Raw genomic sequence first — 13,582 nt, 5'->3', positions numbered from 1 at the left:
GCTATGACTAAATCAAGGATTATTTAGTAAATTTGTAATATGACTCTTTTTATGTGAATTACTCACTTTTTGATTCTATCGCCTTTAAAAAAGTTTCTGACGGCTCTGCAATCATAGACTCCTCGCTGATTCGGTGCTCATTAAAATATTTTTTCACGATATAAAACCCAGTGGCGTAACCAAGCATTTTAGGGTAGTTCCCTTTTCCATAAAGAAGATTCTGTATCAGCCTTTCGTCGTCCTGGACTTTTTGATTAAGATGACTGGATACCCATTTCTTGTACATGCGCTGAAGCTGGGATTCGCTATAGAAGGTGGTCCATTTCGCTGTATAGCTTTCTCCATATCTATGATACACAGCATATTCAGCGAGCCCCTCCATCATGATTGTATCGAGGAATGTAAAGTCTTTTTCTTCTTTTGAGAGAAAATGCAGCCTGCATACATGGTGATATTCATGAGTCAGCAATGTACCGATTCGCTCCTTCGGGGTATTTGGAGACAAAAAGAGAAAGACCTTGTCATCAAAGGCCATACCGGATTGATAATAAAATTGCTCTCTGATTTCTCTGCTGCTCTCGTTGACAGGTAAAATAAATACGGGAATGTCAGGACCTTCCCACTCTTTTTGCAGCGTTTGGTATTCTTTCATGACAAGCTTGAAGTACCCTTTTTCTTTGAGCTTGTCGATCATGTTTTTACACGAGCTCCAAGATCGAACCATCCCGTGATGCTGCAGGTGAGCGAGGATAGACGACCATTCTTTTTCCTCTGCCCCTTTAAAATAAGGAACAAAGCGCGGCGCAAGCTCCTGAAATGATGATGATTGATGAATGAGATATTGTGTATTGATCAGACCCATACCGCTGAACACCTCCATTTTCATCATATGCAAAAAAACGGCGATCTGTTTATCGACCGCCGCTTTCTCATGAAGTATTACGCTTCGTATTTTTTGAAAATAATTGTCGCATTATGCCCGCCAAAACCAAGTGAGTTACTTAAAGCAACTTGTACTTCTTTTGAACGTGCTTCATTTGCTACATAATCAAGATCACATTCTTCATCCGGTGTTTCAAGGTTAATCGTTGGAGGAATGACGCTGTCTTTAATCGCAAGAACAGAGAAAATAGCTTCTACTCCGCCTGCTGCGCCAAGTAAGTGACCTGTCATTGATTTTGTCGAACTGATCGCAAGCTGATTCGCATGCTCTCCGAACACTTCTTTAATCGCCATTGTTTCAAATTTATCATTGTAAGGTGTGCTTGTTCCGTGGGCATTGATATAATCAATTTCTTCCACAGACAAACCTGCATCTCGAATCGCTTCTTTCATAGCGCGGACGCCGCCTTCTCCATTTGGAGCTGGTGCTGTGATATGATATGCATCTCCAGTTGAACCATAACCAACGATTTCTGCATAAATGGTCGCACCACGTTCTAACGCATGCTCAAGTTCTTCAAGAACAATAATCCCTGCTCCTTCACCCATGACAAATCCGTCACGGTTTTTGTCGAACGGACGGCTTGCTGTCTTTGGATCAGGATTTGTCGAAAGGGCCTTGTTCGCACAGAAACCTGCAAACGACATTTTTGTTAATGGCGCTTCCGTACCGCCTGTGATCATTGCATCTGCATCTCCGCGCTGAATCACTTTAAATGCATCACCAATTGAGTTTGTACCTGTTGCACATGCTGTCACTGTACAAGAGTTAACCCCTTTTGCGCCAAGTGCAATTGAAATTTGGCCTGTCGCCATATCTGGAATCATCATTGGAACAAAGAACGGACTTACGCGTCTTGCCCCTTTATTTGAATACACTTCGAATTGCTCTTCAAATGTTTCAAGTCCGCCAATACCAGATCCAACCCATACACCAACACGAGGTGCGATTTCATCTGTGATTTCAAGACGTGAATCTTCTAGCGCCTTTTGAGCTGCAACGACTGCATATTGCGTGAAGCGTGCCATTTTTCGCGCTTCTTTTTTCTCCATGTAATCTTCAATGTTAAAATCCTTTAATTCTGCAGCTACTTTTGCGGTATATTCACTTGAATCGACACGTGTGATCGGTCCAACCCCTGATACACCCGCTAAAGCATTTTTCCATGTTGATTCTACATCGTTGCCAAGTGGTGTCAAAGCACCTAATCCTGTAACAACTACTCGTTTCTTATCCATTAATTTGTGCACCCCACTCTTTTATCGGCCCCATCGCATAGCGATTGCGCCCCACGTTAATCCGCCACCAAAACCAACCATTACAATCACATCGCCGTCATGAATTTTTCCGGCTTCGATTTCTTCACATAGTGAAATTGGAATGGATGCTGCTGACGTGTTTCCATATTTATGGACTGTTTTCGACATTTTTTCAACTGGCAGCTCTAAGCGTTCGCGTGCTGCTTCCATAATGCGAATGTTTGCTTGATGCGGAATCAAGAAGTCAACGTCTTCTTTAGATAGCCCAGCTTTTTCAATGACGTTTACGCTTGATTCGCCCATTTGTCTTACAGCAAATTTAAATACTTCTCTTCCATTCATGATTGTATGATCTTTTTCATCTAAGTACAAGTGCTTCCCGCCGCTTCCATCGGCTCCTAGTTCAAATGATAGTATTCCTTTGCCTTCGCTGACTTCTCCTAACACTGCAGCTCCAGCTCCATCTCCGAACAATACAGCTGTATTGCGGTCATCCCAGTCGGTAATGCGAGAAAGCTTTTCAACGCCAACAACAAGCACATGTTTGTAAGTTCCTGATTCGATAAATTGTTTTCCAGTAACAAGCCCATACATAAAGCCAGCACACGCAGCGCTAATATCCATTGCACATGCTTTATGTGCACCGAGCTGCTCTTGAATCATACAAGCGACTGTCGGAAATGCTTGATCTGGCGTGACTGTCGCCACAAGAATCATATCGATATCTTCTGCAGCCACATCTGCGTCAGCTAATGCTTTTTTTGCAGCAGCAAGCGCCATATGAGATGTATTGACATCATCAGATGCAATTCTTCTTTCTTCTATACCTGTTCTAGTACGAATCCACTCGTCAGAAGTTTCAACCATTTTTTCTAAATCATGATTTGTTAATACTTTTTCAGGTATATAGCGGCCAAGGCCAATAATTCCAGCATTCATTGAATAAGACTCCTTTTACTCATACGAGCATGTGATATTGTGATCTTATATTAGTATCTGGTACTAATTTTACCTTATTTTTTTCTCCTTGGCAATACAAACGTCTAACCTTTCCTCTCACTTTTTTCATAGATTAATGATATACCAATAATAGAAAGGAACATGTGATATGGCGCAAAAAGATATTTTCTCAACGATGATGTTTAGGCAGCCGCTTGAAAAGGAGAAAAAAAAGACAGAAGCAAAGGAGGAACGTGCGGAGACATCTTCAAGTGATGACTCAATTGACTACATGCATGTCATGAATCAAATTGGGAACATTATGAACTCCATTGATGAGCTGAAGCCTGTGTTTAAAGATGTTGGTCCTATGATCAGTGCCTTCAAGAAAAAATTATCATAAAAAAAAGCCACTATTCTGTGGCTTTTTCTGATTCTGCATCTGCTTTTCCAAGCTCGTATGCTTCCTGCATGACAGATGTAAATAATGTTAGCAGCGGCTGAAGCGCTTCAGGCTCAAGCTGAATCCCTGCTTTATCTAATTCTTCCTTTGCCTGCGGAAAATACTTCATGGCAATTTGTAAAAATTCCATCGATTTTTCGTGCTGCATGATCGTCGTCTCCTCACTTTTCATTTGGCAGTTTGCCAGTTTTTTTGTAAGACGCAATATCACTTTCAATGTCTTTCACAAAAGCGTCGTCAATGGTGGTGCTAAATTTCCCCATCTCGATCACTCCTTCTTTAAAATCAAAGGAGTACTCACCTTGTTCATTTAGCTTGCCTTCATTAAACTTCTTTGCAATGATGCTGTACGCTTTATCAACATGCTGGACAGTGCTCGTTAAAACCGTATGACTTCCGAGGTTGGATTGATCGGTCACGTACCCGATCGCTGATAAATTATCGGTTTTGATTTGTTCAATGACAGGGATATTATAACCATCACCTGCTGGATACACAACATCTACACCCTGCTTTTTTAATTTTTGATAGAGCTCCACCGCTTTGTCAGCATCATCCCAGTTTTCGACAAACTCTGCTAACACTTGTACATGTTCATCTTGATATTTTGCCCCTTTGATAAAGCCGTCTACCTCACTTTGCCAATCATATGTAGCAAGAATACCAATCTTTTTTGTTTTAGACATATGTGCAGCTGTCATGCCTCCGAAAAAGCCCATCGCTTCACCTTTAAACGTCACGTTTGTGACATTGTCCGCCTGAGGCTTGTTTCCATTGACCGTAATAAATTGTATGTTTGGATAATCTTCACTGATCAAGTTGAAAATTTCACTGTATTCATTGCCATGGCCAATAATCAAATTGACTCCTTTTTTATGGAATTCTTCAATGGCATCAACGATTTTCTCCTTGTCGACCATTCCTTCCTTATAATAAACATCTACACCAAATGTTGATTGGATACTTAATAAGCCTTTATAACCTTTCGTTCCCCAAACTTGATCATTGATCGTATCGGGGACGAGTAAACCCACCTTCTCAATTTTTCCTTTTAAAGGCGCCTGCGAGCAGGCAGATAATAGAAGAAGGAACGAAAAGATCATGACAAGCCGCTGGTACTTCATGCCATGTTCAACTCCCTTTTGCAACATGCAGTGATGAACCTGTATGTTAAATATAGGTTTATTTTATACTGAAAAAAGATAAGATGGAAGATCATTCTTGCTTTTTGTCGAAAAATGTTGAGTTTTGTCTTTTCCATTCAGCTATCATATCTTCTGCTTTTTTGTCATCTGTTTCGCTTTCTACCTTCAATTCATACGTCATGTCCTGTCTTTGACCTGTGTCCGATGCCCATTGTAACAAGTTCTTCGCCACATCTTCTACAAAAAATGAATCATCGCGCTTTGTTTGATCTTCATTGAGTGTCCATGGTCCGAACATGTGAGGAAGAATAACTGCCGGCACATTCTGTTTTGTTGATTCGTTTTCAGGTTTATCAAAAAGAATCCGGTACATGCCATGCTTTGCTTTGATGTCTTCCTGTCCGTTATGCGGTTCCTCTGATTGAATAAAAATGAGATCATACGTGTCTTTGCTATCCTGAAGGTCAATGACACGAACGAGATCATTTCTGCCCAGCCACATCATCCGCTCTTCTAACAGGCCTTTTTGTTCTTCTTTAAGATCATGAGGACGCGTGATATCCACTTGAATGCCCTCTTTCATCATATATTCACAAAGTGTCAGGCCAAAAAACTCATCTGCCCCTATGATCAGTCCTGTTTCCATGTTCATGTCCCCTTTTTTAATATCGAATAAAAAGAAGAGCCCTTTCTATGAAGGGCTGTTATCATCCTATTCATCACAATTCTCTTTCATGCGATTTATAAAACTTGTGAATGGATTGAAAGATTCTTCTCGGATGATCAAACATATGCAGTGTGAGATCGATCTGACAATGTTCTGGATTTTTCATATGCTGATTAATAAAAGGCTTTGCGTGAAGTTCATATGCATAAGGTGCGCCGTTTAGTCTTTGCCATATATGAATCGGCACATGAGCAGAATGAACAGGGCAAGAAGGCAGCGGATACGTTTCAGCTTCCTTTTCAGAACAGCCATAGCTCTCCGCTAACTCTTTGATCAGCTGCTTGTAAAAGAATTTGTGTTCCTTTTCTCTTTCTCGTTGTGCATCCAGATTCAGACATGGATTCATCATCGCAATGGACCTTAACACTTCGGGCATCTCCTCAGCAAGGCTCATGGCAACAAGTGCGCCCATTCCCTCTGCAAGCACATGAATTTCCCGGTTTAATATTTCTTGTTTTAATGTGTGATGCACGAGCTGCTTGGCACTAAAAACAGCATCTTCGCATCCCCAGTGATTCCCATGAAGTTGACTATTAAACAATGTATATCCTTCATCCTTTAAGGCAGTTAAAAGCTGGTTTCTTCCATAATGCTGAAGCCAGAATGATGTATTTTCCTGCACAAAGTGATTTCGGTCACCGAGGATTAGAATGCCAAAGCCATTTGGTTTTTGAGGAAGGTGAATGATGTTCCACTGGGAACCAAGCTGGAAAAAACGTTCGCTTACACCCATATGGCCAGCCTCCTTTCAGTGATTCTGCTTTCTATGATATGAACAACAACTCTTGTAGGAATAAGGAAATCCCCTAAAGACAGAAGAATTCTTTTTATTTTTATAGCAGAAGGTCTAAAAATGGTCACATAAAGGCGGAAAACAGTCTTTTCCCTTCACTTGCATCTATGGTATGATAATCAATAGATTGTTACATAAAGGACGGTGGGATTATGCATTATATTATCACCCTCATTTGGACTTTTCTGCTGACACATATGGCTGGTTACATCGTTGCCTCTATGAATGGAGCTGCTTATGATTTTACGCTCACTTCCATTCTTGCAGTTGTGTTTACGGTTATTTTATTCATCTTTGCTGAAGTAAGTCCAATGAAAGAAACGGAAAGTTCAACAAAACACTCTTAATATGCAAGAAAACGATTTGTGAAAAAGAGCTAAAATGATGTTTAGCTCTTTTTTCTTTTTTTCTGCGTGATTAAAAAGCGGCATGCTAAAACCCCCTGTCTATAACATTCAGGGGGTTTTTATCGTTTACACCTCGACGGTTTCGGACTTTTGTTTGTCCGCTGTCAAATGGCTTTTCGCAAGCCCTGTAAACAGGAAGATCGCGATACCTGATAAAATTTCAAGGATTCCTCCGCCAGCAATGACGGGTCCCGCTCCAAATCTTTCTGCCAGAACGCCTGATACGACAGCTGCAAGCGGGAGAAAGACATTTGATGACGCATTGATCACAGCATATACTTGCGGCTGATCCTCTTGGTCAACAGACGTTTGAATAATGACCATTTCCGGTACATTGATCGCACTGACAGCAGCTCCGAAAATAAAGGAAGCAAGCAGAACGACCGGCAGCCATGTACTCATCCCTGTCATAAAGAACGCGGCCCCTTCAATCATGCCAGCGACAATAAAGAACAAACCAAATCTCTTAATTTTGACCTTCGCTAGAGCAAAGCCCATCATAAACGCGCCCACTGCGGCAACGCCTCTTAAAATGGAATACACCATGGAGTCGCTTTGCAGCGCTTCTGCTACGTATACCGCTGAGAGCGCCTGCCACGGAGCTGCTGCGACATTCATTAAGATACAATAAAGTGTGAGTGCAAATAAAATGTGATGGTTTTTGACAACGAGAAACCCTCTTTTTAAGTTATACAAATATGTATTCTTCGCTTGTTTAATGCCTGCTGCTTTTTCTTCATCGGTTTTCTTCAGCTTAACCCCGATAATAAACAGGCCAGAAATAACAAATAAAGCAGTGGTGATCAGCAGGGTATCAGCAGGTCCAATCAATTTAACCAAAAGACCAGCCACCATGACTGCTGCAAGTGCAACAATCTCAAAAGAAGATTGCAGGATCGCATTTGCTTTTTGAATGAGATGCTTTGGAACAATCTGCGGTAAGATGGCCACCGAAGCTGGATTATATGCTGCACCTGTTGCCGATTGAATAACCATTAATGAGATCAATAACCATAGAGGCAATAGATGCGAAAAGTGCAGAAGTGGAATAATGAGTACAATTGTTGCTCGAACAACATCTGAAGCGAACATCCATTTAGACAAATGATGCTTTTTCATAAGAGGTCCTAATATTGGGGCTAACAAAGATGAAGGGAGAACAGTTACTGCTAGAAGAAGTCCTGTACCGAGCGCTCCATCCCCTCTTAAAATCAATAGCCAAAGGACGGATGTAAAAGCAAAACTTTCCCCTGTGTTTTTAATGAGTCTTGATATGAATAATGAGGTGAAGCGTTTATTCCAAACACTTTCACTGAGATTCATCTTTTCCATCACACAAATCCTTTCAACAATATTTTCCAATTACACATTATAGTTTAATTTCCATACTATTTATTTGAAAATTGGAACTTAATTGCTTTTTATTATAAAGAAAAAAGAGGCATGACACATGCCTCTAAAGTCTTATTCATGTTGACTCTTAGTCAATTGCTTACGGCTTTCTTTGGTAGGTCCAAACACGATTATGGTTCGAGTTATCAGGAAAGACATCGCCTGCTTTAAGTTTAATCTTTAAAGGATCTTTCACCATACTGCCAGTTTCGCCGATCTCGATATACACACCATTATTTGGTGCTTTATTCCCTGATTTAAATTGATGCTGCTGACCCATTTTCATCCTCCTTTCTCGATTGATGTTATTATGTCCCGTCCCTTGCCTCTCCAATCCTTTATGCAAAAAGTCCCTGCTCATACGAGTCAGGGACACTTTGATTTATTTGGATGGTTGATACATAAGTTCTTTCATTAACGCTTTTTGCACATGCAGGCGGTTTTCTGCCTGTTGAAATACTTTTGAGTGCGGCCCGTCAATAATATCTGCCGTCACTTCTTCGCCGCGATGCGCCGGGAGGCAATGAAGGAAAATATAGTCCTTTGCCGCATGACTTATCAGTTCGTCATTGATTTGATATTCTTTAAATTCAGCAAGACGTTTCTCTGTTTCTGCTTCCTGTCCCATGCTTGTAAACACATCTGAATAAATAACATCTGCATCTTTTACAGCTGCAACAGCATCTGTCGTCACGGTCACTTCTGCGCCTGATTGTTTCGCAAACTCACGGGCAGTGTCTGTTACTTCTTGAAGTGGTTCATAGCCTTTTGGTGATGCAACCGCAATGTCACAGCCTAGCTGCGCACAGCCGACCATCAAGGAGTGCGCCACGTTATTTCCGTCACCGATATAGGCCACTTTGATTCCTTTTAACGTGCCTTTTGTTTCTTTAATCGTTAATAAATCAGCAAGTGCCTGACATGGATGTGAATAGTCCGTTAAGCCATTAATGACTGGAATGGACGCGTATTGTGCAAGCTCTTCAACCTTCTCATGCTCAAAGGTTCGAATCATAATACCGTTGACATAGCCAGACAGCACCTGCGCTGTATCACTGATGGTTTCCCCTCTGCCAATTTGCAAATCATTTGAGCTGAGGAAGAGCGCATGTCCTCCTAGCTGCGTCATTCCCGCTTCAAACGAGACACGGGTTCTAGTCGAAGATTTTTCAAAGATCATTGCTAACGTTTTCCCTTTGAATAAATCTTGATATGGGTTTTGTTTCATTTCTTCCGCTTTTTCAATTAAATAAGCAATCTCATGGATTGAGAAATCTTTTAACGATAAAAAGTCTTTTCCGTATAATGCCGGTTGCACGTCGATTTGACTCATGCCGTCACTTCCTTTTTATATAATTCATGGAGCGATACTGGTGATACATCTCCATTTTTCCCTTGCAGGAATGCTTGAACAGTTTCATATTCGGTTAGGACTTGAACGCCGTGTGTGAGTGCTTTTACACGCTGCTCTTTTGCCTCTTCATCTTCTCCTAAATGAATATGAAGGGATTTATCTTCATTCTGCAGCCAGGATTCAAAGCTGCCAGTCCAGACGTCAAAGCCTGCATGTTTTGCTTCATCTATCAATTGCTCACTGCCTTGTATAAAGAGGCTTCCTTTTTTCTTCCAGATCGGCGCAAACACTTTTTTTAAAGCGCTTTCGGCGTTCTTGCCTACACACATTCCTTCCCCTGTCGCTTTCATTTCAGGTGTCAGCTTGAGGTCAATATCTTGAATGGCATGCGATGAGAACACTGGGAATTTGACCGCTGTCCCCCCTTTGTTTTTCGTTGCAGGGTTTAGTTCTTCAAGCGCCGCACCAGCTAATAATTGAGTGGCCATTGGGATCATATCAATGCCCATTACCTTACTGACGACTGGCACAGTCCGGCTTGCCCGCGGATTCACCTCTAATACAAGCGCCTGATCACCTTTGATGACAAATTGGATATTCATAATGCCCTTGAACGCTAATTTCTTCGCTATTTGTTCAGACGCGGTATGCACCTGCTGTTTGATGTCTTCACTGATCGAGATACTTGGTAAAATAGCAAAGCTGTCACCTGAGTGCACGCCCGCTTTCTCAATATGTTCTACGATCGTTGGAATGAAGGCTGTTTTTCCATCAGAAATAAGATCCACTTCAACTTCTTTCCCAGTGACGTACTCATCAATTAAGATTGGGTATGGCAAATGATCTGGCTGATCCAGCAGTGACGCCAAATGTGCTTCTGACTGAACAACGATCATTCCCATTCCGCCAATGACATACGATGGGCGAATTAATACAGGATAACCGATGCTTTTCGCATGTACGAGTGCTTCTTCTTTTGAATGAGCCGTATCTCCTTTTGCGTGAGGAAGGTTCAGTTCATCAAGAAGCTGATAGAATAAATCACGGTCTTCAAGAGCATCCAGCGTAGCAAAGGACGTACCTAACAACGTGACACCGGCTTTTTCTAAGCCTTCTGCGACGTTGATCGCAGTCTGTCCGCCAAATTGGACAATGACGAAATCAATTTGTTCTGCTTCCACAACGTTTAAAATGTGCTCTAATGTAATCGGCTCAAAATATAAACGATCTGCAATCTCATAATCAGTACTTACTGTTTCTGGATTGTTGTTCATCATGATGGTTTCAAATCCAAGTTTTTGCAAAGTCAGAACACCATGAACAGCGCTATAATCAAACTCGACCCCCTGCCCGATTCGAATTGGGCCAGAGCCAATGATGAGTGCACGCTGCTTTGTTTTTTCTTGATGCTCACCATCGCTTTTGCCAAAGTAGGTGGAATAGAAGTAATTCGTTTTTGCATCAAATTCCGCCGCACATGTGTCAACAATTTTAAATGAAGCAGCAATGCCGTATTCTTGACGAAGCTGCCTGATTGACTCTTCCGTGTGACCGGTAATGAGAGCAATCGTTTCATCAAGGAAACCCTTTTCCTTTACCTTTTTCAAGGTATCTTTTGATAGCGTTCCCTTATGATCTTTCAATTCTTGTTCGAGCATAATCATATTCTGGAACACATGTAAGAAGAATCGATCGATTTTCGTCGTTTGATGAATCTTTTCAACCGTTTCTTGTCTTGAAAGAAGCTCCATAACAGCGAAAAACCGGCGATCGTCTGGTGTTTTGATGAGTTCAAATAATTGTTCTGTCGATTGCTCTTTCAGTTCTGGCAGGTGGAAGCCCTTCGTTTTAATTTCAAGTGATGCAACTGCTTTTTGGATGGCTGACTCTAAATTCCGATCAATCGCCATGACTTCACCAGTTGCCTTCATTTTTGTGCCTAATTGACGGTCTGCCTGTTTAAATTTATCAAACGGCCAGCGCGGGAATTTCACGACAACATAATCTAGTGCCGGCTCAAAACTAGCATAGGTTGTACCTGTGAGCGGGTTTTTCAATTCGTCTAGTGTATAACCCACCGCAAGCTTAGCTGCCATTTTCGCAATCGGATAGCCTGTTGCTTTTGATGCAAGAGCAGAAGAACGGCTGACCCGAGGATTCACCTCAATGACAAAGTATTCTTTACTGAGTGGATCAAGGGCAAATTGGATGTTGCAGCCGCCGACTACATCCAGCGCTGAAATGATTTTCAGGCTCGCTGAACGGAGCATTTGATAATCCTGATCCGTTAATGTTTGGGAAGGTGCAACGACAATCGAGTCTCCTGTATGCACACCAACTGGATCAATATTTTCCATGTTACATACCGTGATACACGTATTTTGACGGTCTCTCATGACCTCATATTCGACTTCTTTAAAGCCAGCTATGCTTTTTTCAACTAAACACTGGTGAATCGGACTCGCTAAAAGAGCTCCTTCAATGAGCGGCTTAAACGCCTCTTCTGTTAGAGCGATTCCGCCGCCTTTACCGCCAAGTGTGTATGCTGGTCTTAGGATGACTGGGAAGCCGACTTCTTTTGCAAATTGAAGGGCATCTTCCGCATTATCCACAATTTCACTATCTGGCACAGGTTCGTTCAAATGCTTCATGAGAGCACGGAATTTCTCTCGATCTTCACCGTTTTCAATTGTTTCAACTGACGTTCCGAGCAGGGTCACCCCATGCTTTTTCAGCACACCGGCTTTTTCTAGCTCGACAGCAAGGTTTAAAGCCGTCTGTCCGCCAAGGTTGGCTAAAAGACCATCTGGTTTTTCCTTTTCAATGATTCTTGTCACTGAATCAACTGAAAGCGGTTCAAAATAGATTTCATCAGCAAATGACTCGTCTGTCATAATGGTTGCTGGGTTATTATTCACTAAGATGACTTTGTAGCCTTCTTCTTTTAAGGCCATACATCCTTGTGTTCCTGAGTAATCAAATTCTGCTGCCTGACCAATGATGATTGGACCAGACCCGATGACTAGAATGGTTTGTATGCTTTGATCTTTAGGCATGTGCGACTTCTCTCCTTGCTTGTTTCACTTTCTCAATAAAATCATCGAATACCCATTCACTTTCAGCAGGCCCTGGGTGTGCTTCTGGATGAAATTGAACTGACATAATCAGCTTTTCTTTATGAATGAATCCTTCTACAGATCCATCATTGACATGAAGGAATTTCACATCCACTTCTTTGTCATTCATGCTTTTTTCATTCACCACATAGCTGTGGTTCTGACTTGTCATAAAGACACGTTTGGATTCTGTATCCTGTACAGGATGATTCGCTCCCCTGTGGCCAAATGGCAGCTTATACGTATCTCCGCCAAGTGCAAGAGCGATTAATTGGTGACCTAAGCAGATTCCAAGTGTCGGGAATGTCATCATGATGTCATGAATCGTTTTTAAATACGGTGTCATGGTTTTCGGATCTCCAGGTCCGTTTGACAGCAGAATCGCATCAGGTTTGATCTCAAACACCTTTTCCATTTGTTTATATGGAATGACGGTTACTTTACAGCCGCGCGCTGCAAGCGAATCTGCAATTGATTTTTTAAAGCCAAAATCAATGAGCGCCACATGTTCCTCACCGCTGCCTTGTGTGTAGATCTCGCTATCTGTCACCTGTGCGACGACATTGTCTTGTTTCATTGCAGGCGGCGTTTCGTTTTCGTCTACACTAAGCACAGCGTTCATCGTTCCATTTGCCCGGATGTTTTGCACGACTGCACGCGTATCTGTATGTGTCAGAAGCGGAATATTCCACTTTTGTAAATAATCTTTTAAGCTGACCGCTGCAAGATGATGTGAAAAATGCTCTGCTGCCTCGTAAACAACCACCGCTTTTACTTGAGGCTTTTTGCTCTCAAAGTCTTCATGGTTAATGCCGTAATTTCCGATCAGCGGATATGTGAAAACAATGATCTGACCTTTATAGGAAGGATCTGTGAGCACCTCTTGATAACCTGTCATACCTGTAAAAAAGACCACTTCACCTGTAATGCCAGCTTCTCCTGTCAGATCTCCTTCAAAAGAGGCTCCATCTTCTAAATTTAAATAACCTTTCATGCTTATGTCACCCCAAAATTGAATAATTAATGATATAAATGCATTTTTAT

Annotated in this window: 14 protein-coding genes; 2 read left to right on the top strand and 12 right to left on the bottom strand. The window is 41.7% G+C overall.

Annotated elements, in window-relative coordinates:
• Positions 1-58: 58 nt before the first annotated feature.
• The 3 genes from QSJ46_RS16085 to QSJ46_RS16075 form a co-directional block, all read right to left on the bottom strand.
• The gene (locus tag QSJ46_RS16085) at positions 59-862 is read right to left on the bottom strand and encodes a DUF2268 domain-containing putative Zn-dependent protease (protein ID WP_285604999.1); all 804 of its coding nucleotides are present in this window, start codon (positions 860-862) and stop codon (positions 59-61) included.
• Positions 863-939: 77 nt separating this feature from the next.
• On the bottom strand, positions 940-2,181 hold the full coding sequence (gene fabF / locus QSJ46_RS16080) for a beta-ketoacyl-ACP synthase II (protein WP_047201786.1): 1,242 nt from the start codon (positions 2,179-2,181) through the stop codon (positions 940-942).
• Between the two features lie 21 nt (positions 2,182-2,202).
• Positions 2,203-3,141 carry a beta-ketoacyl-ACP synthase III gene (locus tag QSJ46_RS16075; protein WP_024425052.1) on the bottom strand — a complete coding sequence of 313 codons (939 nt, stop codon included), beginning with the start codon at positions 3,139-3,141 and terminating at the stop codon, positions 2,203-2,205.
• 169 nt (positions 3,142-3,310) lie between these two features.
• Between QSJ46_RS16075 and QSJ46_RS16070 the strand changes: the two genes are divergently transcribed.
• Positions 3,311-3,544, top strand: coding sequence for a hypothetical protein (locus tag QSJ46_RS16070; protein ID WP_285604998.1), 234 nt, complete (start codon positions 3,311-3,313; stop codon positions 3,542-3,544).
• A 10-nt stretch (positions 3,545-3,554) separates the two neighbouring features.
• Here the strand turns inward: QSJ46_RS16070 and QSJ46_RS16065 are convergent, their stop codons facing one another.
• The 4 genes from QSJ46_RS16065 to QSJ46_RS16050 all read right to left on the bottom strand — a co-directional run bounded on the left by QSJ46_RS16065 (position 3,555) and on the right by QSJ46_RS16050 (position 6,209).
• Positions 3,555-3,752: a ComZ family protein gene (locus tag QSJ46_RS16065; RefSeq protein ID WP_024425054.1), complete on the bottom strand. Its 198-nt coding sequence runs from the start codon at positions 3,750-3,752 to the stop codon at positions 3,555-3,557.
• A gap of 13 nt (positions 3,753-3,765) precedes the next feature.
• Positions 3,766-4,728 carry a BMP family ABC transporter substrate-binding protein gene (locus QSJ46_RS16060; protein ID WP_047201784.1) on the bottom strand — a complete coding sequence of 321 codons (963 nt, stop codon included), beginning with the start codon at positions 4,726-4,728 and terminating at the stop codon, positions 3,766-3,768.
• A 91-nt stretch (positions 4,729-4,819) separates the two neighbouring features.
• Entirely contained in the window at positions 4,820-5,395 is a 576-nt protein-coding gene (locus QSJ46_RS16055) for a nad binding enzyme (protein ID WP_285604997.1), read from the bottom strand.
• Positions 5,396-5,468: 73 nt separating this feature from the next.
• Positions 5,469-6,209 carry a hypothetical protein gene (locus QSJ46_RS16050; protein WP_285604996.1) on the bottom strand — a complete coding sequence of 247 codons (741 nt, stop codon included), beginning with the start codon at positions 6,207-6,209 and terminating at the stop codon, positions 5,469-5,471.
• Positions 6,210-6,421: 212 nt separating this feature from the next.
• Here QSJ46_RS16050 and QSJ46_RS16045 point away from each other — a divergent pair, with 212 nt between their 5' ends.
• Positions 6,422-6,616 carry a YjzD family protein gene (locus tag QSJ46_RS16045; RefSeq protein ID WP_003211779.1) on the top strand — a complete coding sequence of 65 codons (195 nt, stop codon included), beginning with the start codon at positions 6,422-6,424 and terminating at the stop codon, positions 6,614-6,616.
• A 126-nt stretch (positions 6,617-6,742) separates the two neighbouring features.
• On the opposite strand, the gene QSJ46_RS16040 is transcribed toward QSJ46_RS16045, so the two are convergent.
• The 5 genes from QSJ46_RS16040 to QSJ46_RS16020 all read right to left on the bottom strand — a co-directional run bounded on the left by QSJ46_RS16040 (position 6,743) and on the right by QSJ46_RS16020 (position 13,532).
• Entirely contained in the window at positions 6,743-8,008 is a 1,266-nt protein-coding gene (locus tag QSJ46_RS16040; protein ID WP_047201781.1) for an MFS transporter, read from the bottom strand.
• 160 nt (positions 8,009-8,168) lie between these two features.
• Complete coding sequence (locus QSJ46_RS16035) at positions 8,169-8,348, bottom strand: YjzC family protein (protein WP_008348517.1); 180 nt, start codon at positions 8,346-8,348, stop codon at positions 8,169-8,171.
• 102 nt (positions 8,349-8,450) lie between these two features.
• Positions 8,451-9,401 carry an ornithine carbamoyltransferase gene (argF, locus tag QSJ46_RS16030; protein WP_047201780.1) on the bottom strand — a complete coding sequence of 317 codons (951 nt, stop codon included), beginning with the start codon at positions 9,399-9,401 and terminating at the stop codon, positions 8,451-8,453.
• Entirely contained in the window at positions 9,398-12,478 is a 3,081-nt protein-coding gene (locus QSJ46_RS16025; RefSeq protein WP_285604995.1) for a carbamoyl-phosphate synthase (glutamine-hydrolyzing) large subunit, read from the bottom strand. Before QSJ46_RS16025 ends, argF begins: the two co-directional genes overlap by 4 nt.
• Positions 12,471-13,532: a carbamoyl phosphate synthase small subunit gene (locus tag QSJ46_RS16020; RefSeq protein WP_039177774.1), complete on the bottom strand. Its 1,062-nt coding sequence runs from the start codon at positions 13,530-13,532 to the stop codon at positions 12,471-12,473. The genes QSJ46_RS16025 and QSJ46_RS16020 overlap by 8 nt, the downstream gene beginning before the upstream one ends.
• Positions 13,533-13,582: the final 50 nt, after the last annotated feature.

This window comes from Bacillus sp. YKCMOAS1 (assembly GCF_030268125.1).
Classification (GTDB): Bacteria; Bacillota; Bacilli; order Bacillales; family Bacillaceae; genus Bacillus; species Bacillus safensis.
This window is presented reverse-complemented; position numbering and strand designations above follow the sequence as displayed.

Coding starts and splice junctions, on each gene's coding strand:
- QSJ46_RS16085 (WP_285604999.1), bottom strand. CDS start 862: ATGGGTCTGATCAATACACAATATCTCATTCATCAATCATCATCATTT.
- fabF (WP_047201786.1), bottom strand. CDS start 2,181: ATGGATAAGAAACGAGTAGTTGTTACAGGATTAGGTGCTTTGACACCA.
- QSJ46_RS16075 (WP_024425052.1), bottom strand. CDS start 3,141: ATGAATGCTGGAATTATTGGCCTTGGCCGCTATATACCTGAAAAAGTA.
- QSJ46_RS16070 (WP_285604998.1), top strand. CDS start 3,311: ATGGCGCAAAAAGATATTTTCTCAACGATGATGTTTAGGCAGCCGCTT.
- QSJ46_RS16065 (WP_024425054.1), bottom strand. CDS start 3,752: ATGCAGCACGAAAAATCGATGGAATTTTTACAAATTGCCATGAAGTAT.
- QSJ46_RS16060 (WP_047201784.1), bottom strand. CDS start 4,728: ATGAAGTACCAGCGGCTTGTCATGATCTTTTCGTTCCTTCTTCTATTA.
- QSJ46_RS16055 (WP_285604997.1), bottom strand. CDS start 5,395: ATGGAAACAGGACTGATCATAGGGGCAGATGAGTTTTTTGGCCTGACA.
- QSJ46_RS16050 (WP_285604996.1), bottom strand. CDS start 6,209: ATGGGTGTAAGCGAACGTTTTTTCCAGCTTGGTTCCCAGTGGAACATC.
- QSJ46_RS16045 (WP_003211779.1), top strand. CDS start 6,422: ATGCATTATATTATCACCCTCATTTGGACTTTTCTGCTGACACATATG.
- QSJ46_RS16040 (WP_047201781.1), bottom strand. CDS start 8,008: ATGGAAAAGATGAATCTCAGTGAAAGTGTTTGGAATAAACGCTTCACC.
- QSJ46_RS16035 (WP_008348517.1), bottom strand. CDS start 8,348: ATGGGTCAGCAGCATCAATTTAAATCAGGGAATAAAGCACCAAATAAT.
- argF (WP_047201780.1), bottom strand. CDS start 9,401: ATGAGTCAAATCGACGTGCAACCGGCATTATACGGAAAAGACTTTTTA.
- QSJ46_RS16025 (WP_285604995.1), bottom strand. CDS start 12,478: ATGCCTAAAGATCAAAGCATACAAACCATTCTAGTCATCGGGTCTGGT.
- QSJ46_RS16020 (WP_039177774.1), bottom strand. CDS start 13,532: ATGAAAGGTTATTTAAATTTAGAAGATGGAGCCTCTTTTGAAGGAGAT.